Raw genomic sequence first — 20,024 nt, forward strand, 5'->3', positions numbered from 1 at the left:
GCGGGCGCTCCGCCGAGGGCTGCCGTTTCCCGCACCGTGATACGGTCCGTGACCGGCGCCCCCTATCCGGGGGTGCCGGGGCGCAGCGCCGCCCCGTCCGAGTCAACCGCAAAGAGCCTCCCGCCCTCGCGGCGGGGGTCTTGCGGCAGCCCCTGCGATCTCGTCCGGTTCGAGCGGCAGCGGCCTCTGCTCGGCACGATCCCGGCCGTGCAGAGGGCCGGGCGGGCCGAGGTGACGGTCGGTGGACCGGACGGCGGCGACCACAGCCCGGACTATCCCGAGTCCCGGGGTAGCTCATAGGCTGGTGCCTCGCGGAGGCCCGGTCCGCGGCCGGATCCGGGCGCCGTCACGGGGACGACCGACGGGACCCGGCTGTTGCGGCCGCCCGGCGGAGCTGAGAGAGGGAGTTCGAGTTGAGCACCGATCGCGACGGCGTCTACGTCGGCGACAACGCGCCGGACGAGGACGAGGAGTGGTCAGACGCTCCCGACTACACTCCCCCGGCCTGGTACACCCAGAACGAGTCGTCGGGTCCGGCTCAGGAGGCGCCGCCCGCGCCGCAGCCGGCCCCCGCACAGCCGGTCCCTCCTCAGGTCGTCGCACCCGTGCCCCAGCCGGGGCCGGTCGGTCCGGGGCCCGGCCCCGCGACGCAGAGCGGGGCACCCGTCGGCGGCCCCGAGCAGACTCCGCCCCCTGCGCCGGGACCCGGCCCGCAGGCGGGCCCCATGACGCCGCCGGAGCCCGCACCGCCCGGTCCCCTGTCTCCCGGCCCGGCGGCTCCCGGCCCCGCCACGCCCGGGCCGGTGCCTGCGCAGCCGGGCCCCGGCATCCCCCCGGTGGGCCCGCCGCCGATCGAGCAGGGCCCGCAGGCGGCGCCCTTCGCCCCGCCGCCGCCCGGCCCGGTCGCACCCCAGCCCGGGCCGTTCGCGCCGCCTCCGCCCCCGCCGTGGGCCACTGACGGTGCCGCACAGCAGTGGCTGCCCGGACCTCCGACCGAGCAGCCGGGCCCGCAGCCGCCCGCCCCGGTGGACGGTCCCCAGCAGCTCGGCCCCCAGCAGCCCGGCCCTCTGCAGCCCGGACCGGACCAGGCTCCCCCGGAGCCGCCGTACCAGCAGCAGCCGCAGCAGGCCCAGCCTCCACAGCAGCCCGGCCCCGGGCCCCAGCAGGGCGCCCCGCACTCCGGCGCGCCCTGGGGCCCGACCGCGCCCGGCCCGCAGCAGCCCCCGGTGGACCCGCGCCAGGGCGGCTGGCCGCACTCCCCCGCCCAGCCGGTCGGCCCGGCCGGTGAGCCGCCGGCGGCCTTCTACGGCGGGGGCGCGCCGCAGCGCACCGCGCACGGTGCCCCGCTGGGCTACACCGCCGCCGTCGAGCTCTCCTCGGACCGGCTGCTGCGCCGTCAGCCCCAGGAGCGCCGGCAGCAGCCGCGCTTCAAGTTCGGCGGCAAGGCGGCGGAGGCCGAGCGGCAGCGCAAGCTGGACATCATCCGCACCCCGGTGATGAGCTGCTACCGGATCGCCGTGATCAGCCTCAAGGGCGGTGTGGGCAAGACCACGACCACCACCTCGCTGGGCGCCACCCTGGCCACCGAGCGCCAGGACAAGGTCATCGCGATCGACGCCAACCCGGACGCCGGCACCCTGGGGCGCCGGGTGCGCCGTGAGACCGGGGCCACCATCCGCGACCTGGTGACCGCGATCCCGCACCTCAACAGCTACATGGACATCCGCCGCTTCACCTCGCAGGCCCCCTCCGGTCTGGAGATCCTGGCCAACGACGTCGACCCGGCGGTCTCCACCACGTTCAACGACGCCGACTACCGCAGGGTGATCGAGGTTCTCGGGCGGCAGTACCCGATCATCCTCACCGACTCGGGCACGGGTCTGCTCTACAGCGCCATGCGCGGTGTGCTGGACCTCGCCGACCAGCTGATCATCGTCTCCACCCCCAGTGTGGACGGTGCCAGCAGCGCCTCCACCACCCTGGACTGGCTCTCCGCGCACGGCTACGCCGATCTGGTGCAGCGGTCCATCACCGTGGTCTCCGGGGTCCGCGAGACCAGCAAACTGATCAAGATCGAGGACATCGTCGCCCACTTCGAGACCCGCTGCCGCGGCGTCGTGGTGGTGCCCTTCGACGAGCACCTGGCCGCCGGTGCCGAGGTCGACATCTCGATGATGCGGCCCAAGGTCCGCGAGGCCTACTTCGACCTGGCGGCGCTGGTCGCCGAGGACTTCCAGCGGGCCCAGCAGGCCGCCGGGGTCTGGCAGCAGCAGGGCTGGCCCGGACAGCCGCCGCAGCAGGGCTGGGGCCCCCAGCAGGGCGTGCCCCCGCAGCAGGGCGGCCAGCCGTGGGGCGACCCGGGTGCGCCGCAGCAGGGCCAGCCCTGGGGCCCGCCCGGCCAGCCCCCGCCGCCGCAATACCCCGGAGGACAGCCGGGGCCGGGCGGGTACGGCTACCCCCAGCAGGCGCCGCCGCCTCCGCCGCAGCAGCAGCCGATGCCGCCCGGCTGGACCCAGCAGCCCGGTCCGCCGCCGCCCGGGTACGAGGAGCAGCAGCCGGGCTACGGATACCCGCCGCAGCAGCAGTAGGCGCACAAAGGGCGGGGGAGGCCGCGCTCCACGGCAGTTGCGTGGGGTGCGGGGCCTCCCCCGCCCTTGTGGTCGGTACGGGAGTGCCGCCCGGTGGCGGTGCCGCAGGGCCGGGAGCAGGTGCTCAGCGGTCCGTCGGACGGGCCTCAGCGCTCGTCGTGACTGTCTGTCAGCTCGCGGGCCTGCTTGACGTCGTCCGCCATCCGCGCCAGCAGCGCCTCGATGGTGTCGAACTTCTCCATGCCGCGCAGGAAGGCCAGGAAGTCCACGGCCACATGGAGCCCGTAGAGGTCCAGCCCGACCCGGTCGATGGCGTATGCCTCCACCGTCCGCTCGGTGCCGTCGAAGGTGGGGTTGGTGCCGACCGAGATGGCCGCCGGCATCCGCTCCCCGGCCGCGGTGAGCCAGCCCGCGTACACCCCGTCCGCCGGGATCGCGGTGTGCGGCAGCGTCTCCACATTGGCCGTGGGATAGCCGAGTTCACGTCCTCGCTGGGCGCCGCGCACCCAGCCCCTCGACCCGGTGCGGGCGTCCCAGCACCTCTGCCGTACGGGTCATGTCGCCCTCCGCGATCAGCCGCCTGGCCAGGGTCGAGGAGAAGGGGTCCCCGCCGCCGGCGTCGCCGCGGACGTACAGGTCCACCACCTCGACGCCGAAGTCGAGGTCCCGGCCGAGCTCGGCCAGCAGCGCCACATCCCCCGCCGCCCGGTGGCCGAAGCGGAAGTTGGGCCCCTCCACCACGAGCTGGGCATGCAGACGCTCCACCAGCACCTGGCGGACGAAGTCGGCCGGGGCCTGCTGGGAGAACTCCCGGGTGAACGGCAGGATCAGCACCGCGTCCACGCCCAGCTCGCCCATCAGCTCCGCACGGCGGTGCGGCGCGGCCAGCAGCGGCGGGTGGCTGCCGGGGCGGACCACCTCGCTGGGGTGCGGGTCGAAGAAGACCACCACCGACGCCGCACCAAGCTCACGGGCGCGCTGCACGGCCCTTCCGATGATCAGCTGGTGCCCCCGGTGAACCCCGTCGAAGGATCCGATGGTGACGACGCTGCGCCCCCAGCCGTCGGGGACTTCCTCCAGGCCACGCCAGCGCTGCACCCTGACCGCTCCTTGTCCGCACACTCGCATGCCGATCTACCCCCTATAGCCTGCCATGCCCCGGCGCCTCGCCCCGCACCGGAGCACCCTCCCGCCCCGGGAGCCGGTCCGGGTCAGGCGAAGACGGCCAGCGGACGGGCCTGGCCGTGCCGCTCCTCCACCAGGGCCAGAAAGCGGTCCTCGGGGCCGAAGACGGCCACCGGGCCGGGCTCCAGACCGGGGGACTTCAGCCGCACCCCGTTGACCAGCAGCCGGGCCTGGTCGGCGTCGACGTCCCAGCGGGGGAAGGCCGCCGCGGCAGCCTGCCCGATCGGCAGATGGGTGAAGGACTCCTCCAGCTGCTCCAGGGTGTGGGCCTGCTCCAGGGTGTACGGGCCGACCCGGGTGCGCCGCAGCGCGGTGAGATGGCCGCCCACGCCCAGCCCGGCGCCCAGATCACGGGCCAGCGCCCGGATGTAGGTCCCGGACGAGCAGTCCACGGTGACGTCCAGGTCCACCAGCGGGGTCCCGTCCTCGGCCGCGGCCTCCCGCCGGTCGTGGACGACGAACCGGGAGACCGTCACCGGCCGCGCCTTGAGCTCGACCTCCTCGCCCTCCCGCACCAGCGCATAGGACCGCTTGCCGTCGATCTTGATGGCGCTGACCTTGGAGGGCACCTGGAGGATGTCACCGGTGAGGGCCTCGATCCCGGCCGCAACGGCCTCGGGAGTGACCGCGGCCGCGGAGGCGGTGGCGGTCACCTCTCCCTCGGCGTCGTCGGTGACGGTGGTCTGCCCCAGCCGGATGGTGGCCTCGTAGGTCTTGTCGGTCAGCATCAGATGGCCGAGCAGCCGGGTGGCCTTCTCCACCCCGATCACCAGCACGCCGGTGGCCATCGGGTCCAGGGTTCCCGCGTGGCCCACCCGGCGGGTGCCCGCCAGGCGGCGCAGCCGGGCGACCACGCCGTGGGAGGTGATGCCGGCGGGCTTGTCGACGATGACCAGGCCGTCGGGGCCGGTTCCCTTGCGCTTCATGGGTGGTGGCGGCACGTCCCGGAGCAGGGACGCGCCTTCCTTTCGGTGGTTCAGCCGACGGGCCGCAGGGCCCGGCGGAAGCGGTCCAGCGTCTGCTCGACGCCGAGGGGGGAGGAGAAACCGGCTGCGTCGACATGGCCGCCGCCGCCCAGCGCCCCGCAGGCCGCGGCGACGTCGACGGCGCCCTTGGAGCGGGAGGAGCCGCGCAGCGTGCCGTCCGGGTCCTGCTTGAGCACCAGGGCGACATCGGCCTCCGCGGTGCGCCGCACCACGTCGATCAGTCCCTCGATCTCCTCGACGGTGACGCCGTTGGCGGCGAGGTCCGCATATGGCACCCAGGTCCACACCAGGCCGAGGCCGCCCGCGGCGGCGGGGTCCAGCTGGGCGCGCTCCAGGGCTGCGGAGAGGACCTTGAGGTAGCCGAAGGACGAGGTGTCCCACAGGGTGCGGGAGATCAGGTCGTGCCGGATGCCGGTGGCCAGCAGCCGGCCGGCGAACTCATGGGTGGCCGGGGTGGTCGCCCGGTACTTGAAGGAGCCCGTGTCGGTGGCGACGCCGGTGTACAGGCAGGTCGCGATCGACTGGTCCAGCGGCACCCCGAGGCGCCGCAGCAGCTCGTCGACCAGCACCGCGGTGGCGGGGGCCGAGGGGTCGACCATCGGATGGGTGCCGAAGCCGGGGTTGGAGGCGTGGTGGTCGATGACCACCATGGCCCGGGCGGCGAGGGCCTTCTCCCGCAGCAGGCCGAGGCGGCTCTCCGCCGCCACATCGAAGGTGATCACCAGGTCGGGCCGGTCGGGCACCTCGGCGGCGGGCACCAGCAGCTCCTGGCCCGGCAGAAAGGCCAGCGAGGCCGGCACCACCTGCGGGTCGTCCCCGAAGGAGACCCGGACCGTGGCGCCGAGCGACCGCAGGGCCAGGCCTGCGGCCAGCGCCGAGCCCAGCGCGTCGCCGTCCGGGCAGACATGGCAGATGAGGTCCACCTCGGGGGCGGACCGCACCAGCTGGAGCACCTCGGCCCAGGCCCGCTCCCCGGGTGCGGCGGGCCGGTTGGCCGGCTGCGGGGCGGTACGCGGCCGCGGCACCCCGCCGGACTCGCTCCCTGGCGCCGCCGGGGCACCCTCCGACCTGACGGTGGTGGGTGCCCCGGCGGCCGGCGACGGCTTGCCGGCCATGGTTATGCGTCCTCGTCGTCGGCGTCACCGCCGGAGCTGCGGTACGGGTCCGCCTCACCGGCGTAGCTGGCGCCTGCGGCCGCGGTGCGGACCTGGGCGTCGGACATCCGGGCCCGGTCCAGCAGCTCGTCGATGTGGCGCGCGTTGTCCGGCACCGCGTCGGCGACAAAGGTCAGCGACGGGGTGAAGCGCACCCCGGTCTGGCGTCCCACCTCGGAGCGCAGGATGCCCTTGGCGCTCTCCAGTGCGGCGGCGGTGGCGGCCTGCTCGGTCTCGTCACCGTAGACCGTGTAGAAGACGGTGGCCTCCCGCAGGTCCCCGGTGACCCGGGTGTCGGTGATGGTCACAAAGCCCAGGCGCGGGTCCTTGATCCGCCGCTCCAGGGTCTCCGCGACGACCACCTGGATTCGGTCGGCGAGCTTGCGCGCCCTCGCGGTGTCGGTCACGTGTCCTCCTCGTGCTGTGGCCCGGTACCGGGCGGCGCAGTGGCCGACCGGGGTCCGCCGGAGCCCGTGCCCCAACGTACCGGCCCGCGCCCGCAACCGTGGGGCGCATCCATTCGTCAGTCATCGTCGCCGTGGAACCGTCTCCGCACGGAGAGCAGTTCCACCTCGGGGCGGCCGGCGACCAGCCGCTCGCAGCTGTCCAGAATCTCCCCGATGTGCCCGGCATCCCCGGACACCACCGCACAGCCGATCTCGGCCCTGCGGTGCAGCTGCTGGTTCCCGACCTCGGCCGCGCTGACGCCGTACTTGCGCTGCAGCTCGGCCACGATCGGCCGTACGACCGAACGCTTCTCCTTGAGCGAGTGGACATCGCCGAGGAGCAGATCGAAAGAGAGTGTTCCCACGAACATGTAAGGCAGGCCCAGCCGGCCTGATGGCCTCGTAGGGTGCCCCGGAACTGGGGCTTCGTACGCTGAACCGTACACAGCGCGCCCGGGGCCGGTCGACGGATTTCGGGGACTTCCCCTCGCTCCGCCGCCCGGCCCCGGACGACTACCTCAGGCTCACGCCCGCGGCTTCTCGCGCATCTCGAACGTCTCGATGACGTCGTCGACCTTGATGTCGTTGAACGACCCCAGGGTCACACCGGCCTCGAAGCCCTCGCGCACCTCGGTCGCGTCGTCCTTGAAGCGACGCAGGCCCTCGATGGTGAGGTTCTCCGCCACCACGGCGCCGTCCCGGATGAGGCGGGCCCTGGCGTTGCGGCGGATGAGGCCCTCGCGGACCAGGACACCGGCGATGTTGCCGAACTTGGAGGAGCGGAAGACCTCGCGGATCTCCGCGGAGCCCAGACGGACCTCCTCGTACTCCGGCTTGAGCATGCCCTTGAGGGCCGCCTCGATCTCCTCGATCGCCTGGTAGATGACCGAGTAGTAGCGGATGTCGACGCCCTCGCGGTCGGCCGCGGTCCGTGCACGGCCCTCGGCCCGCACGTTGAAGCCGATGATGATGGCGTCCGAGCCCATCGCCAGGTCCACATCGGACTCGGTGATCGCACCCACACCGCGGTGCAGGATGCGGAGCTCGACCTCCTCGCCGACGTCCAGCTTGAGCAGCGCGTCCTCCAGGGCCTCCACGGAACCGGAGACATCGCCCTTGATGATGAGGTTGAGCTGCTCGATGCTGCCGGCGGCGATGGCCTTGTCCAGGTCCTCCAGGGAGATCCGGACGCGGCGCTGCGCGAAGGCGGCGTTGCGCTCGCGGGCGGCCCGCTTCTCGGCGATCTGCCGTGCGGTGCGGTCCTCCTCGACGACGATGAAGTTGTCGCCGGCGCGGGGCACCGAGGTGAGACCGAGCACCAGCACCGGACGGGACGGGCCCGCCTCGGAGACGTTGTTGCCGTTCTCGTCGAGCATCGCGCGGACGCGGCCGTAGGCGTCGCCGACGACCATGGAGTCGCCGACCCGCAGGGTGCCGCGCTGGACCAGGACGGTCGCCATGGCGCCGCGGCCCTTGTCCAGGTGGGCCTCGATCGCGATGCCCTGGGCGTCCTGCTCGGGGTTGGCGCGCAGGTCGAGCGAGGCGTCGGCGGTGAGGACCACGGCCTCCAGCAGGGAGTCGATGTGCAGACCCTGCTTGGCGGAGATGTCGACGAACATGGTGTCGCCGCCGTACTCCTCGGCCACCAGACCGAACTCGGTCAGCTGGCCGCGGACCTTGACCGGGTCCGCACCCTCCACGTCGATCTTGTTGACCGCGACCACGATCGGCACACCCGCGGCCTTGGCGTGGTTGAGCGCCTCGACCGTCTGCGGCATGACGCCGTCGTTGGCCGCGACCACCAGGATCGCGATGTCGGTGGACTTGGCGCCACGGGCACGCATGGCGGTGAACGCCTCGTGACCGGGGGTGTCGATGAAGGTGATGCGGCGCTCCTCGCCGTTCACCTCCGCCGCCACCTGGTAGGCACCGATGTGCTGGGTGATGCCGCCGGCCTCGCCCGCGACCACGTTGGACTTGCGGATCGCGTCCAGCAGTCGGGTCTTGCCGTGGTCGACGTGGCCCATGACGGTGACCACCGGCGGACGCGGGGCGAGGTACTCCTCGCCGCCCTCGTTCTCGCCGAACTCGATGTCGAACGACTCGAGCAGCTCGCGGTCCTCGTCCTCCGGAGAGACGATCTCCAGGACGAAGCCCATCTCCTCGGCAAGCAGCCGCAGCGTCTCGTCGGAGACCGACTGGGTCGCGGTGACCATCTCGCCCAGGTTGAACATCACCGAGACGAGCGCCGCCGGGTTGGCGTTGATCTTCTCCGCGAAGTCCGTCAGCGAGGCACCACGCGAGAGGCGCACGGTCTGGCCGTTGCCCCTCGGCAGCATCACACCGCCGATGGACGGGGCCTGCATGGCCTCGTACTCCTGGCGCTTCGCACGCTTCGACTTGCGACCGCGCGCCGGACGACCGCCCGGACCGCGACCGAAGGCACCCTGCGTGCCGCCACGGCCACCCGGGCCGCCGGGACGCCCGCCGAAACCGCCGGGACGCGGGCCGCCGAAGCCGCCACCGCCGCCGCCACCACCAGGACGCGGGCCGCCGAAGCCGCCACCCGTACCGGGACGGCCGGCACCGCCGCCGCCGCCACCGGGACGGCCGGCGAAGCCGCCGCCGCCACCGCCGGGACGCCCGCCCGGACCGCCGGGACGCCCGCCGGGACCGCCCGGACCGCGGCCGCCGGGGCCGGGACGGGGGCCGGCAGCGGGACGCTGCGGCATCATGCCGGGGTTGGGACGCGGCATACCGCTCGGAGTGGGACGCGGGCCCTGCGGCCGCGGCATCCCGCCCGGGGACGGTGCGCCACCGGGACGCGGAGCGCCACCCTGGCCACCCGGACGCGGAGCACCCGCACCCGGACCGCCCGGACGCGCGCCACCGGGACGCGGAGCGCCACCCTGGCCACCCGGACGCGGAGCACCCGCACCGGGGCCACCGGGACGCGGAGCGCCACCCTGGCCACCCGGACGCGGAGCACCCGCACCCTGACCGCCGGGACGCGCACCACCCGGGGCACCGCCCTGACGGCGGTCGCCGCCGGGCCGGGCCATACCGGTGTTGCTGGAGGTGAAGGGGTTGTTCCCCGGACGCGGGCCCGACGGACGCGGGCCCGGACGGGCGCCGCCCGGACGCGGGGCGTCGGAGCGCGGCGCGGCATCGGGACGCGGAGCCTCGGAGCGGGGAGCCCGCTCCGGAGCCGCAGCGGCCGGACGCGGCGCCTCGGCCGCGGGCTGTGCGGGCGCCGGCGAGGAGAACTCGGCGGCGGGAGCAGCCGCCGCTGCCGGGCGGGCCGGGGCCGGACGCGGCGCAGGCGCGGGGGCCTGAGTCGGAGCCGGAGCCGGAGCCGGTGCAGCAGCCGCGGGACGCGGTGCCGGGCGCGGGCCGGGCGCAGGTGCGCCGGCGGCCGGACGCGGCGCAGGCCGCGGGCCCGGGGCGGGAGTGGGACGAGCCGAACCGGAGTCACCGGCCGGCTGGGGCGCCGCGGGCTTCCGCGGGCCAGGCTTGGCGGAGGACCGGCCGGAGCCGCCCCCCTGGAAAGCATCAGTCAACTTGCGAACCACCGGCGCCTCGATCGTCGAGGACGCCGAACGGACGAACTCACCCAGCTCGGTGAGCTTGGCCATGACGACCTTGCTCTCCACGCCGAGTTCCTTGGCGAGTTCGTATACCCGGACCTTAGCCACTTCGCTCCTTCTGGTCCGGGGTGGTCGTCCGCCGGACCGTTGCTACTTCATGGGCGTACTCATCGCGTACTCATCGAGTGCTCATCGCAATCTCGACCTACTTCCATCTCGCGAGGTACCTGGTACCGGCACGCGTATCCACGTGCCGTGCTCCTTACAGCGAACTCCCCCGCCACTCAGCGGGGGCGCTCCTCGATGTGCTGTCTGACCGCCTCGGTGTCGAGCGCGCCCTGCAGGCGGAAGGCCCGCGGGAACGCCCGGCGGCGGACCGCAAGGTCGAGGCATCCCGGATCGGGGTGCAGATGCGCCCCTCGGCCGGGCAGCGTGCCCCGGGGGTCGGGGACGCAGGCGCCCTCCACCACCGCCACACGCAGCAGTTCTTGCTTGGCCGCCCGCCTGCGGCAGCCCACACAGGTGCGTTCAGGGCATGCACGGGCATGCGTCCGGCCAGACACCACCAAGTCTACCCCTCCAGCAATGCTTCCCGCGGCCCGGTGATCCCAGCCCTTGATCTACTGCTGCTCGGTGTCCGGCCGGATGTCGATCCGCCACCCGGTGAGCCTGGCAGCGAGCCGGGCGTTCTGGCCCTCCTTGCCGATGGCCAGCGACAGCTGGTAGTCGGGCACGGTCACCCGGGCGGAGCGCTGCTGGAGATCCACGATCTCCACCTTGCTCACCCTGGCGGGCGACAGGGCGTTGCCCACCATCTCCGCGGGGTCGTCGGACCAGTCGACGATGTCGATCTTCTCGCCGTGCAGCTCCGCCATCACGCTGCGCACCCGGGCGCCCATCGGCCCGATGCAGGCACCCTTGGCGTTGAGCCCCTGCCGGTGCGAGCGCACCGCGATCTTGCTGCGATGCCCGGCCTCCCGCGCGATGGCGGTGATCTCCACCGACCCGTCCGCGATCTCCGGGACCTCCAGCGCGAAGAGCTTCTTCACCAGGTTCGGGTGCGTACGCGACAGCGTCACCGAAGGCCCGCGCACACCGCGCCGCACCGCGACCACATAGGACCGCAGCCGCGTGCCGTGCTTGTAGTCCTCGCCGGGCACCTGCTCCTGCGGCGGCAGGATCGCCTCCAGCTTACCGATGTCGACCAGCACGTTCTTGGGATCGTTGCCCTGCTGCACCACACCGGTGACGATGTCGCCCTCGTGCCCGGCGTACTCACCGAAGGTGCGCTCCTCCTCGGCGTCCCGCAGCCGCTGCAGGATGACCTGCTTGGCCGTGGTCGCCGCGATCCGGCCGAAGCCGCTGGGAGTGTCGTCGAACTCCCGCGGCTCCTCCGCCTCGTCCGCCTCCTCCAGCGCCCACACCGTCACATGGCCGGTCTTGCGGTCCAGCTCCACCCGGGCCTTGGGGCGCGACCCCTCGGTCCGGTGATAGGCGATCAGCAGAGCCGACTCGATCGCCTCCACCAGCAGATCGAAGGAGATCTCCTTCTCCCGCACCAGCCCACGCAGGGCACTCATGTCGATGTCCACGGCTACGCCTCCTCGTCCTCGTCTACCTCGTCGGAGGCGTCGATGTGATCGTCCTTACGGCTGAACTCCACCTGGACCCGCCCCTTGGCGATCTCGGTGTAGCCCAGCCGGCGCTCGGTGGCCCGGCCGCGGCCCTTCACGGGCGGCACCTCCACCAGAACACCCTCGTCGTCGGCCTCCAGCACCCGGGCCAGCAGCTCGCCGCCGGCCGACAGCTGCGCCTTCACCAGGCGGCCCACCGCCCGCCGCCAGTGGCGCGGCTCGGTCAGCGGCCGGTCCACGCCCGGGGAACCGACCTCCAGCACATACGGCGCACCGCCCATGGCATCGGCCTCGTCGAGCGCCTGCCCGATCTCCCGGCTGAGCTCGGCCACGGTGTCCAGCTCCACGCCCCCGTCGGCGTCCACCACGACCTGGAGCTGCCTGCGCCGACCGGCCTGCGTCACCCGGACCTCTTCCAGATCCAGGCCGCTCCCTGCCGCCAGCGGCTCGATCAGGGCACGCAGCCGCTCGTTCTGGTCGGTGCTCATCCGGGTGACTCCTCGGCCGCGTCTGCTGTTGTCGGAAGCGCTGCAAAGCCTATCCGGTCCACCGCCCAACCGCCGATTCCGTGCACCCGTCCCGGCTACGGCACCCCGCCGTCGACCCCCGGCACCCCAGCAGGTACCTTCCGCGTATGCAGCCCAGGCGTGCCCTACTCCTCGGTGGAGCGGCCCTCGCACTCACCTCCTGCTCGGACCCCACCCCGGCAGTACCCGCCGCCCCCCGGGCCACCACCCGCCCGGACCCCGATGTGGCGCTGCGCCGCCAGGCGGCGGACAACACCACCGCGCTGATCACGGCCTACGACGCCGCCATCGCCGCGCACCCGGGGCTCACCGCCCGGCTCACCCCGCTCCGGGCCCAACTGCTGCTCCACCGCGCCGCCTTCAGCACCACCCGGCCCCGGCCCGGCACGACGGCCGGCGCCACCCCCGGCCGCTCTGCGGCGGCCATCGCCACCCCCGCCGCACCGGCCCCGGCCACCCCCGCCGCGACGCTGGCCGCACTGGCCGCCGCGGAGCGCCGGATCGCCGACACCCGCACCGCAGCCCTCGCCACCGCCTCGCCCGAACTCGCCCGCCTCCTCGCCTCCACCGCCGCCGCCGGAGCCGTCCACGCCCACCGCCTGACCGCCTGACCGCCTGGACCCTCGCGCCGAGCCGGCCGGGCCGCCGACGGCGGACGGGTGCACCGGACGCCGGGACCAGCGAAAGCCGGACCCGGGCGCGGGCACCGCATGTCCCGTACGGCAGCAGTGCGGCCCACCCAGCCCCTGCCGACCCCACCGACCCGAAAGCCAGCCGTGACCACGCCGAGCGCCTCCCCCACCCCCGCCGCGCTGACCGCACTGCAGGCCGCCCTCGCCGCCCAGCACGCCGCTGTCTACGGCTACGGCGTCGCCGGCGCCCATCTGACCGGGGCCCGCCTCGCCACCGCCCGCGCCGCCTACACCGCCCACCAGGCCCGCCGCGACGCCCTGCAGCGCGAGATCACCGCCCTCCACGCCACGCCCGTCGCCGCCGCCCCCGGCTACGACCTGCCGTTCCCGGTCACCGGCGCGGCCTCCGCGGTCCGGCTGGCGACCCTGCTGGAGGACCGGCTGACCGCCGTCAGCGCCGACCTGGTGGCCGCCGCCACGGGCGGGCTGCGCCGCAGCGCCGCCGACACCCTCCGCGAGTCCGCGCTGCGCGCCGCCCAGTGGCGCGGCGGGGCCCTCGGCCCGGCCTTCCCCGGCCTCCCCGAGCGTGCCACCACCGGGCATCCCGCACCCTGAACCCGGCGCCACCCGGGCACCACCTCCGCCGCGCCCCTCATCGCACCCATGACCGACAATGGGAACGGCGTCCGCGCCACGGGGGAGCACGACGAGAGGACACCATGCCCGCAGCGATCTCCATCCCCCAGCGGCTCGACCGGATCGTGCGGGCCAGGGAGGGTGAGTCGGGTGCCGCGTGGCTGGCCGCGCTGCCGTCCGTGACCGACGAGTACCTCGACCGCTGGGAGCTCACCGCGGAGCGGGTCTCGGAGCCCGGCGGACGGGCGAGCCTGGTGGTCTATGTACGGCGAGCCGACGGCAGCCCCGCCGCGCTCAAGGTGGGCCTGGCGACCCCGGAGACCGCCCAGGAGCACGCCGCGCTCGCCCACTGGGGCGGCCGCGGGGCCGTACGGCTGCTCGACGCCGACACCACCCCTGACCATGCGGTGCTGCTGCTGGAACGGCTGCACGGCGACATCTCGCTGCGCTCACTGCCCGAGGCCAAGGCGATGCTGGAGGCTGCCGGCCTGCTCCAGCGGCTCTGGGTGGCGCCGGCGCCGGGGCACCCCTTCGACAGCGTCAGCGAGCACGTCCGCGCCCTGCACGGCGTCCTGCAGACCCGGCGGGCACTGCCCGCCGTTGCCGCCGTCGACGCCCTGCCGCTGGTCGACGAGGCCCTGGAGACCACCGCCGGCCTGCTGGCCTCCGCTCCCGCACCCGGCCCCGACCAGCCCGACCACCCCGACCACGTACTGCTGCACGGCGACTTCCACCACGGCAATGTGCTGGCCGCCGACCGCATGCCCTGGCTGGCCATCGATCCCAGACCGCTGGTGGGCGAGCGGGCCTGGGACCTGGCCTGGCTGGCCCGCGACCGGATGGAGACCCTGCTGGGCTCCCCCGGACCCGAGGCGGCGGTCCGCCGCCGGCTGCACCGGCTGGCGGACTCCCTGGAGGTGGACCGGGCGCGGCTGCGCGGCTGGACGCTCTTCCGTACCGTCGAGACGGGGGTCCGCAGCCTGGACGCCGGTGACACCGGCGCCGCCGAACTCTGGCTGGAGTTCGCAAGCCGCCTCTGAGCGGCGCGCCGCTCCCGTCTCAGCCGACCACCCGTCCGCGCAGCGGCAGCGCCGCCCCCATCACCGCATAGGGCCGCTCCGTGTTGGGGAAGAGCACCGGCCGCGCCAGATCCGCATACCCCAGCGACCGGTAGAGGCGGCGGGCCGGGGTCTCCGCGTCGATGGCCGACAGGATGGACCTGGGCAGCGCCGACTGCCGGCAGAGCTCCCCGATCAGCGCACTGCCCAGCCCGTGCCGCTGCCAGACGGGCAGCACATGAAGCTCCGTCACCGAGAACGACTCGTCCAGCCAGTCGTCGGTGCCGCGGGCCTCCAGATAGGGCTCGATCACGGTGCTCCACCACTGCGAGCGGTCGTTGGGCATCCCGTACCCGAAGCCGACCAGCTTCCCGCCGTGCAGTGCCCCCAGCGCGATCACCCCGGGCTGACCGGCATGGCGGGTGACGATCTGCAGGCGCACCGCGATCTCCTCGTCGGTGAGCCCGAAGGCGAGCGCCTGCACCGCGAGTGCCTCCTCGGCCCGGGAGGCCAGGTCGATGGGCTCGATCGTCACGTCGTCGTCCATGGCGGGGGACGTTACCGCGACATCAGAAGAGAACGCTCATGAACGCCCCGACCTCCCGGAAGCCGACCCGGTGGTAGGCGGCCCGGGCGGGGCGGTTGAAGTCGTTGACGTACAGGCTGACCACGGGGGCGACCTCCTGCAGGGCGTACTGCACCACCGCGGCCATCCCGGTCTCGGAGAGCCCCTGGCCGCGGCGGTCGGGGGCGACCCAGACGCCCTGGATCTGGCAGGCCCGGTCGGTCACGGCGCCGATCTCGGCCTTGAAGACCACCCGGCCGTCCTCGAAGCGGGCGAACGCCCGCCCGCCGGTGACCAGTTCGGCGACCCTGGCCCGGTAGAGCAGGCCGCCGTCCCCGGACATCGGGGAGACACCGACCTCCTCGGTGAACATCGCCACGCAGGCCGGCATCAGCAGCTCGATCTCGTCGCGCCGCACCCGCCGCACCCGGGGGTCCGGGAGGATGTCGGCACACGGTTCGGTGGCGGTCATCAGCGGCTGGCAGGCGCGGATCTCGCGGGCCGGTCCCCAGCCCGGCTCCAGCAGCGACCACAGTTCGGAGGTCGGCTCGACGGGTCCGACGATCGAGGAGCAGCGCCGTCCCTGCCTGCGGGCCCGGTCGGCGAAGGCCCGTACGGCCTCCGGTCCGGCGCACACCGGCACCAGATTGGCGCCTGCGTAGCAGAGGGCCTCCAGCAGCCCGGCGTCGTCGTACCAGCCCCACATCTCGCCGCCGAGCCGCCAGGGGTCCAGCCCTGCCACCTGCACCCTGGCCGCGACAAAGGCATTGGCCACCGGGTCACGGTCCAGTACGTCGAGGGCGTCCTCGAGATCCGCCGCCTCGAGGACCCTGGTGGTCGACATCGAACTTCCCAGCATCTGCGCGCCTCACCTGCAGTCGGGCTGCCCATGCCGCAGCTCCGGCTCGTCCGGTTCAGGGTCCCGCGGCGCGGGTCCCGACTCAGAGGGTACGGACACTGCGGAGGCACCCTACCTCGCAGGTGGCCGCACTCGCGCGGGGGCGGACGATACCCGGAAGTCCACGGGCCGGACAGCATATGCCGCCCGGCCCGTGCCACAGCCGACCGACGGGTCGGCCGGAGGTCAACCGAAGATCAGCCGACGGGGGTGACGGTGGGCTCGCCCTGCTCGTCCATCCCCTCGGCCAGCTTCAGGGCCTCCTCGATCAGCGTCTCCACGATCTTCGACTCGGGCACCGTCTTGATCACCTCGCCCCGCACGAAGATCTGCCCCTTGCCATTGCCCGACGCCACACCCAGATCCGCCTCACGCGCCTCCCCCGGCCCGTTCACCACACACCCCATCACCGCCACCCGCAACGGCACATTCATCCCCTCAAGACCCGCGGTCACCTCCTCCGCGAGCTTGTACACATCCACCTGCGCCCGCCCGCACGACGGACACGACACAATCTCCAGACCCCGCTGCCGCAGATTCAACGACTCCAGAATCTGGATCCCCACCTTCACCTCCTCCACCGGAGGCGCCGACAACGACACCCGGATCGTGTCCCCGATCCCCTCGGCCAACAACGCCCCGAACGCCACCGCCGACTTGATCGTCCCCTGGAACGCCGGACCCGCCTCCGTCACCCCCAGATGCAACGGATAATCACACGCCGCCGCCAACTGCCGGTACGCATTCACCATCACCACCGGATCGTTGTGCTTCACCGAGATCTTGATGTCCCGGAACCCGTGCTCCTCAAAGAGCGAGCACTCCCACAACGCCGACTCCACCAACGCCTCCGGAGTCGCCCGCCCGTACTTCTCCAGCAACCGCCGGTCCAACGACCCCGCATTCACCCCGATCCGAATCGGAGTCCCCGCCGCCGAAGCCGCCTTCGCGATCTCCGCCACCTTGTCGTCGAACTGCTTGATGTTCCCCGGATTCACCCGGACCGCAGCACACCCCGCATCAATCGCCGCAAACACATACTTCGGCTGGAAATGAATGTCCGCGATCACCGGGATCTGCGACTTCCGCGCAATCGCCGGCAACGCATCCGCATCATCCTGCGACGGCACCGCCACCCGCACGATCTGACACCCCGACGCCGTCAACTGCGCGATCTGCTGCAACGTCGCATTGACATCAGAGGTCACCGTCGTCGTCATCGACTGCACCGACACCGGCGCATCACCACCCACCGGCACACCCCCCACCATGATCTGCCGCGACTTGCGGCGAACGGCGAGCGGCTGAAGCGGCATGGACGGAATACCGAGCGAGATCGCGGTCATCTGAGTGGGTGTCCCCGGGGTTGAGGCTGCGGTCCGGCCGCTGCTGCCGGCCGGGCCGGGGGCGCGGGTTGGAGTACGCGCTCCCGGCGTCCCACCGTACGGCACCGCCACCCGGCGGAGCACATCAGCACCACCGCCGCCACCCGCGCGACGGCATCCGGCCGCCCGCCCGCTACGACAGCTTCACCGGGTTGATGACATCGGCCAGGAAGACCAGCAGCGTGAAGCAGACGAAGATGCCCGCCACCACATAGGCGACCGGCATCAGCCGGGCGACGTCGAACGGTCCGGGGTCGGGGCGCCGGAAGACCCGGGCGATCCGGCGGCGCAGCGCCTCCCAGAGGGCGCCGGCGATATGGCCGCCGTCCAGCGGGAGCAGCGGCAGCATGTTGAAGAGGAAGAGCGAGAGATTGAAGCCGGCCACCAGCTGGACGAAGATCGCGATCTGCTGGGAGGCGGGGATGTCCAGGTTGAGGATCTCGCCGCCGACCCTGGCCGCGCCGACCACGCCGACCGGGGAATCGGCCTGCCGGGGGGCGCCCTCGAAGGTGGCGTCCCAGAGCGCGGGGACCTTGGACGGCACCGCGATCAGCGACTGCACCCCGGACTCGGCCATGTCGGCCATCCGGTTGAGGCTCTCACCGAAGCCGAGCTGGACGATGCCGGTCTGCGGCTGGATGCCGAGGAAGCCGGCCCGCACCGTCTTGCCGGGCAGATAGTTGCCGTGCCCGTCCAGTGCGGCGACCTGGTTGGTGACCAGGGTGGGGTGCAGGGTCAGCTGCCTGCCCGCGCGCTCCACCACGATGGAGACGGTGCGGCCGGGGGCGTTGCGGATGTCCTGCTGCAGCTGGTCGTAGTCGGCGATGCGGTGGCCCTCGAAGGAGACGATGGTGTCCCCGGCCATCAGCCCGGCCGCCGCGGCGGGGGCCGTCGGGGCGCCCTGGGGGCAGCTGTCGGTGGGCTGGCCGACCGTGACCACGCACTGCTGCACCGACTGGATGGTCGGCAGCGACTTGGCCTCTCCGAAGCCCATCAGCACGGTGAGGAAGAGCCCGAAGGCCAGCAGCAGGTTCATGAACGGACCGGCGAACATCACGATGACCCGCTTCCACGGGGCACGGGTGTAGAAGAGCCGGGTCTCGTCACCCGGCTGCAGCTCCTCGTAGGACGCCTGCCTGGCGTCCTCGATCATGCTGCGCCAGGGCGAGGTGGAGCGGGCGGTTATCCGACCGTCGGCCCCCGGGGGGAACATGCCGATCATCCGGATGTAGCCGCCGAGCGGTATCGCCTTGAAGCCGTACTCGGTGTCCCCCTTGCGCCGCGACCAGATGGTCGGCCCGAAGCCGACCATGTACTGCGGCACCCTGATGCCGAAGAGCTTGGCCCAGGAGAGGTGGCCCAGCTCGTGCCAGGCGATGGAGAAGAGCAGCCCCAGCACAAAGACCAGGACGCCGAGGATCGCCATGAGTGTGGTCATCGGTGGTCCTCCGCTGCTGCCGTCCGCTGCGCCATGCTGCTCCTCACCGTTCGCCGGCCCGGTCGCCGGTCACTGTCAGCCCGCCGCGATCTCCCGGGCACGGGTGCGGGCCCAGTCCTCCGCCTGCAATACGTCCTCGACGGTCAGCTCGGTTCCCCTGGCAGGGGTGCCGTGCTCCGACACCACCTTGGCGACGGTGTCGACGATGCCGTTGAAGGCGAGCCGGCCGGCCAGGAACGCGTCCACGCACTCCTCGTTGGCGGCGTTGAAGACCGCCGGGGCGGTACCGCCGAGCGTACCGACCTCACGGGCCAGCGACACCGAGGGGAAGGCCTCGTCGTCGAGCGGGAAGAACTCCCAGCACGCCGCCTTTGTCCAGTCGCAGGCGGGGGCGGCGTCGGGCACCCGGTCCGGCCAGCCGAGCCCCAGGGAGATGGGCATCCGCATGTCCGGCGGGCTGGCCTGGGCAAGGGTCGAGCCGTCGGTGAATTCCACCATCGAGTGAACGATGGACTGCGGGTGGACGACGACCTCGATCCGGTCGAACGGGATGTCGTACAGCAGATGGGCCTCGATCACCTCCAGGCCCTTGTTGACCAGCGTGGCCGAGTTGATGGTGATCACCGGGCCCATCGCCCAGGTGGGATGGGCCAGCGCCTGCTCGGGAGTGACCGTGGCCAGATCCGCCCGGGTGCGGCCGCGGAAGGGGCCGCCGCTGGCCGTGACCACCAGCTTGCGCACCTCACGGCGGGTGCCGCCCATCAGGCCCTGGAAGAGCGCGGTGTGCTCGGAGTCCACCGGCACGATCTGGCCGGGCTTCGCCAGCGCCTTCACCAGCGGACCGCCGACGATCAGCGACTCCTTGTTCGCCAGCACCAGGACCCGGCCCGCGGCCAGCGCGGCCAGCGTGGGCCGCAGGCCGATGGAGCCGGTGATGCCGTTGAGCACCGAGTGGCACCGCATCCGGGCCAGCTCGGTGGCCGCCTCGGGGCCCGCCAGTACCTCGGGCAGCGGCCGGCCCGCAGCCCGGTCGGCGAGCGCCTGCCGCAGCGGGCCCTCGGCGTCGGTGCGGGCGACCGCGACCGTACGCACCCCCAGCCGCAGTGCCTGGTCCGCCAGCAGCTCCACCCGGCCGCCCGCGGCGGAGAGCCCCACCACGGTGAAACGGTCGGGGTTTCGCTCCACCACATCGATGGCCTGGGTCCCGATGGAGCCGGTGGATCCGAGGATCACGAGCTCACGGGGGCCGGAGGAGGAGTCGGCGGGCTCGAAGCGCAGATGCGGGTCGGCGAGGGATTCCATGGC

The 20,024-nt window shown here is 73.2% G+C and carries 17 protein-coding genes and 1 pseudogene; 4 read left to right on the forward strand and 14 right to left on the reverse strand.

Going from position 1 to position 20,024, the window contains the following annotated elements; translation table 11 throughout:
- Window positions 1-413: 413 nt before the first annotated feature.
- Complete coding sequence (locus AB0761_RS13080; protein WP_377269154.1) at window positions 414-2,588, forward strand: AAA family ATPase; 2,175 nt, start codon at window positions 414-416, stop codon at window positions 2,586-2,588.
- 146 nt (window positions 2,589-2,734) lie between these two features.
- Here AB0761_RS13080 and AB0761_RS13085 read toward each other — a convergent pair.
- From AB0761_RS13085 to rimP, 9 genes and pseudogenes are all read right to left on the reverse strand, one after another.
- Window positions 2,735-3,686, reverse strand: a pseudogene (locus AB0761_RS13085) (bifunctional riboflavin kinase/FAD synthetase).
- A gap of 113 nt (window positions 3,687-3,799) precedes the next feature.
- Window positions 3,800-4,699: a tRNA pseudouridine(55) synthase TruB gene (gene truB / locus AB0761_RS13090; RefSeq protein WP_377269155.1), complete on the reverse strand. Its 900-nt coding sequence runs from the start codon at window positions 4,697-4,699 to the stop codon at window positions 3,800-3,802.
- A gap of 50 nt (window positions 4,700-4,749) precedes the next feature.
- Complete coding sequence (locus AB0761_RS13095; protein ID WP_377269156.1) at window positions 4,750-5,874, reverse strand: bifunctional oligoribonuclease/PAP phosphatase NrnA; 1,125 nt, start codon at window positions 5,872-5,874, stop codon at window positions 4,750-4,752.
- Between the two features lie 2 nt (window positions 5,875-5,876).
- Window positions 5,877-6,320 (reverse strand): 30S ribosome-binding factor RbfA, encoded by a 444-nt coding sequence (rbfA, locus tag AB0761_RS13100; RefSeq protein WP_055590247.1) that lies wholly within the window; start codon window positions 6,318-6,320, stop codon window positions 5,877-5,879.
- Window positions 6,321-6,436: 116 nt separating this feature from the next.
- Window positions 6,437-6,730, reverse strand: a complete 294-nt coding sequence (locus AB0761_RS13105; protein WP_377269157.1) for a DUF503 domain-containing protein — start codon at window positions 6,728-6,730, stop codon at window positions 6,437-6,439.
- 153 nt (window positions 6,731-6,883) lie between these two features.
- Window positions 6,884-10,054: a translation initiation factor IF-2 gene (gene infB, locus AB0761_RS13110; RefSeq protein WP_377269158.1), complete on the reverse strand. Its 3,171-nt coding sequence runs from the start codon at window positions 10,052-10,054 to the stop codon at window positions 6,884-6,886.
- A gap of 176 nt (window positions 10,055-10,230) precedes the next feature.
- Window positions 10,231-10,509, reverse strand: coding sequence for a YlxR family protein (locus tag AB0761_RS13115; RefSeq protein WP_377274068.1), 279 nt, complete (start codon window positions 10,507-10,509; stop codon window positions 10,231-10,233).
- Between the two features lie 57 nt (window positions 10,510-10,566).
- Window positions 10,567-11,538 (reverse strand): transcription termination factor NusA, encoded by a 972-nt coding sequence (gene nusA / locus AB0761_RS13120; RefSeq protein ID WP_377269159.1) that lies wholly within the window; start codon window positions 11,536-11,538, stop codon window positions 10,567-10,569.
- 2 nt (window positions 11,539-11,540) lie between these two features.
- Window positions 11,541-12,068, reverse strand: a complete 528-nt coding sequence (gene rimP / locus AB0761_RS13125) for a ribosome maturation factor RimP (protein WP_377269160.1) — start codon at window positions 12,066-12,068, stop codon at window positions 11,541-11,543.
- A gap of 146 nt (window positions 12,069-12,214) precedes the next feature.
- Here rimP and AB0761_RS13130 point away from each other — a divergent pair, with 146 nt between their 5' ends.
- From AB0761_RS13130 to AB0761_RS13140, 3 genes are all read left to right on the forward strand, one after another.
- A complete protein-coding gene (locus AB0761_RS13130; protein WP_377269161.1) occupies window positions 12,215-12,718 on the forward strand; it encodes a hypothetical protein in 504 nt (167 codons plus the stop codon).
- 165 nt (window positions 12,719-12,883) lie between these two features.
- Window positions 12,884-13,354, forward strand: coding sequence for a ferritin-like domain-containing protein (locus AB0761_RS13135; RefSeq protein WP_377269162.1), 471 nt, complete (start codon window positions 12,884-12,886; stop codon window positions 13,352-13,354).
- Between the two features lie 104 nt (window positions 13,355-13,458).
- Window positions 13,459-14,415, forward strand: a complete 957-nt coding sequence (locus AB0761_RS13140; protein ID WP_377269163.1) for an aminoglycoside phosphotransferase family protein — start codon at window positions 13,459-13,461, stop codon at window positions 14,413-14,415.
- A 19-nt stretch (window positions 14,416-14,434) separates the two neighbouring features.
- Here the strand turns inward: AB0761_RS13140 and AB0761_RS13145 are convergent, their stop codons facing one another.
- The 5 genes from AB0761_RS13145 to dxr form a co-directional block, all read right to left on the reverse strand.
- On the reverse strand, window positions 14,435-14,980 hold the full coding sequence (locus AB0761_RS13145) for a GNAT family N-acetyltransferase (protein WP_377269164.1): 546 nt from the start codon (window positions 14,978-14,980) through the stop codon (window positions 14,435-14,437).
- Window positions 14,981-15,002: 22 nt separating this feature from the next.
- Complete coding sequence (locus AB0761_RS13150; protein ID WP_377269165.1) at window positions 15,003-15,842, reverse strand: GNAT family N-acetyltransferase; 840 nt, start codon at window positions 15,840-15,842, stop codon at window positions 15,003-15,005.
- Between the two features lie 251 nt (window positions 15,843-16,093).
- Window positions 16,094-17,242 carry a flavodoxin-dependent (E)-4-hydroxy-3-methylbut-2-enyl-diphosphate synthase gene (gene ispG / locus AB0761_RS13155; protein ID WP_377269166.1) on the reverse strand — a complete coding sequence of 383 codons (1,149 nt, stop codon included), beginning with the start codon at window positions 17,240-17,242 and terminating at the stop codon, window positions 16,094-16,096.
- Between the two features lie 172 nt (window positions 17,243-17,414).
- Window positions 17,415-18,719: a M50 family metallopeptidase gene (locus AB0761_RS13160; RefSeq protein ID WP_377269167.1), complete on the reverse strand. Its 1,305-nt coding sequence runs from the start codon at window positions 18,717-18,719 to the stop codon at window positions 17,415-17,417.
- 75 nt (window positions 18,720-18,794) lie between these two features.
- Window positions 18,795-20,021, reverse strand: a complete 1,227-nt coding sequence (gene dxr / locus AB0761_RS13165) for a 1-deoxy-D-xylulose-5-phosphate reductoisomerase (protein WP_377269168.1) — start codon at window positions 20,019-20,021, stop codon at window positions 18,795-18,797.
- Window positions 20,022-20,024 lie beyond the last annotated feature (3 nt).

The sequence above is a fragment of the Peterkaempfera podocarpi genome, assembly GCF_042466665.1.
Taxonomy (GTDB): Bacteria; Actinomycetota; Actinomycetes; order Streptomycetales; family Streptomycetaceae; genus Peterkaempfera; species Peterkaempfera podocarpi.

What these genes read in the sequence shown, in the direction of transcription:
- truB (WP_377269155.1), bottom strand. Translation starts at nt 4,699, where the DNA reads ATGAAGCGCAAGGGAACCGGCCCCGACGGCCTGGTCATCGTCGACAAG.
- AB0761_RS13095 (WP_377269156.1), bottom strand. Translation starts at nt 5,874, where the DNA reads ATGGCCGGCAAGCCGTCGCCGGCCGCCGGGGCACCCACCACCGTCAGG.
- AB0761_RS13105 (WP_377269157.1), bottom strand. Translation starts at nt 6,730, where the DNA reads ATGTTCGTGGGAACACTCTCTTTCGATCTGCTCCTCGGCGATGTCCAC.
- rimP (WP_377269160.1), bottom strand. Translation starts at nt 12,068, where the DNA reads ATGAGCACCGACCAGAACGAGCGGCTGCGTGCCCTGATCGAGCCGCTG.
- AB0761_RS13130 (WP_377269161.1), top strand. Translation starts at nt 12,215, where the DNA reads ATGCAGCCCAGGCGTGCCCTACTCCTCGGTGGAGCGGCCCTCGCACTC.
- AB0761_RS13140 (WP_377269163.1), top strand. Translation starts at nt 13,459, where the DNA reads ATGCCCGCAGCGATCTCCATCCCCCAGCGGCTCGACCGGATCGTGCGG.
- AB0761_RS13145 (WP_377269164.1), bottom strand. Translation starts at nt 14,980, where the DNA reads ATGGACGACGACGTGACGATCGAGCCCATCGACCTGGCCTCCCGGGCC.
- AB0761_RS13150 (WP_377269165.1), bottom strand. Translation starts at nt 15,842, where the DNA reads ATGTCGACCACCAGGGTCCTCGAGGCGGCGGATCTCGAGGACGCCCTC.
- ispG (WP_377269166.1), bottom strand. Translation starts at nt 17,242, where the DNA reads ATGACCGCGATCTCGCTCGGTATTCCGTCCATGCCGCTTCAGCCGCTC.
- AB0761_RS13160 (WP_377269167.1), bottom strand. Translation starts at nt 18,719, where the DNA reads ATGACCACACTCATGGCGATCCTCGGCGTCCTGGTCTTTGTGCTGGGG.
- dxr (WP_377269168.1), bottom strand. Translation starts at nt 20,021, where the DNA reads ATGGAATCCCTCGCCGACCCGCATCTGCGCTTCGAGCCCGCCGACTCC.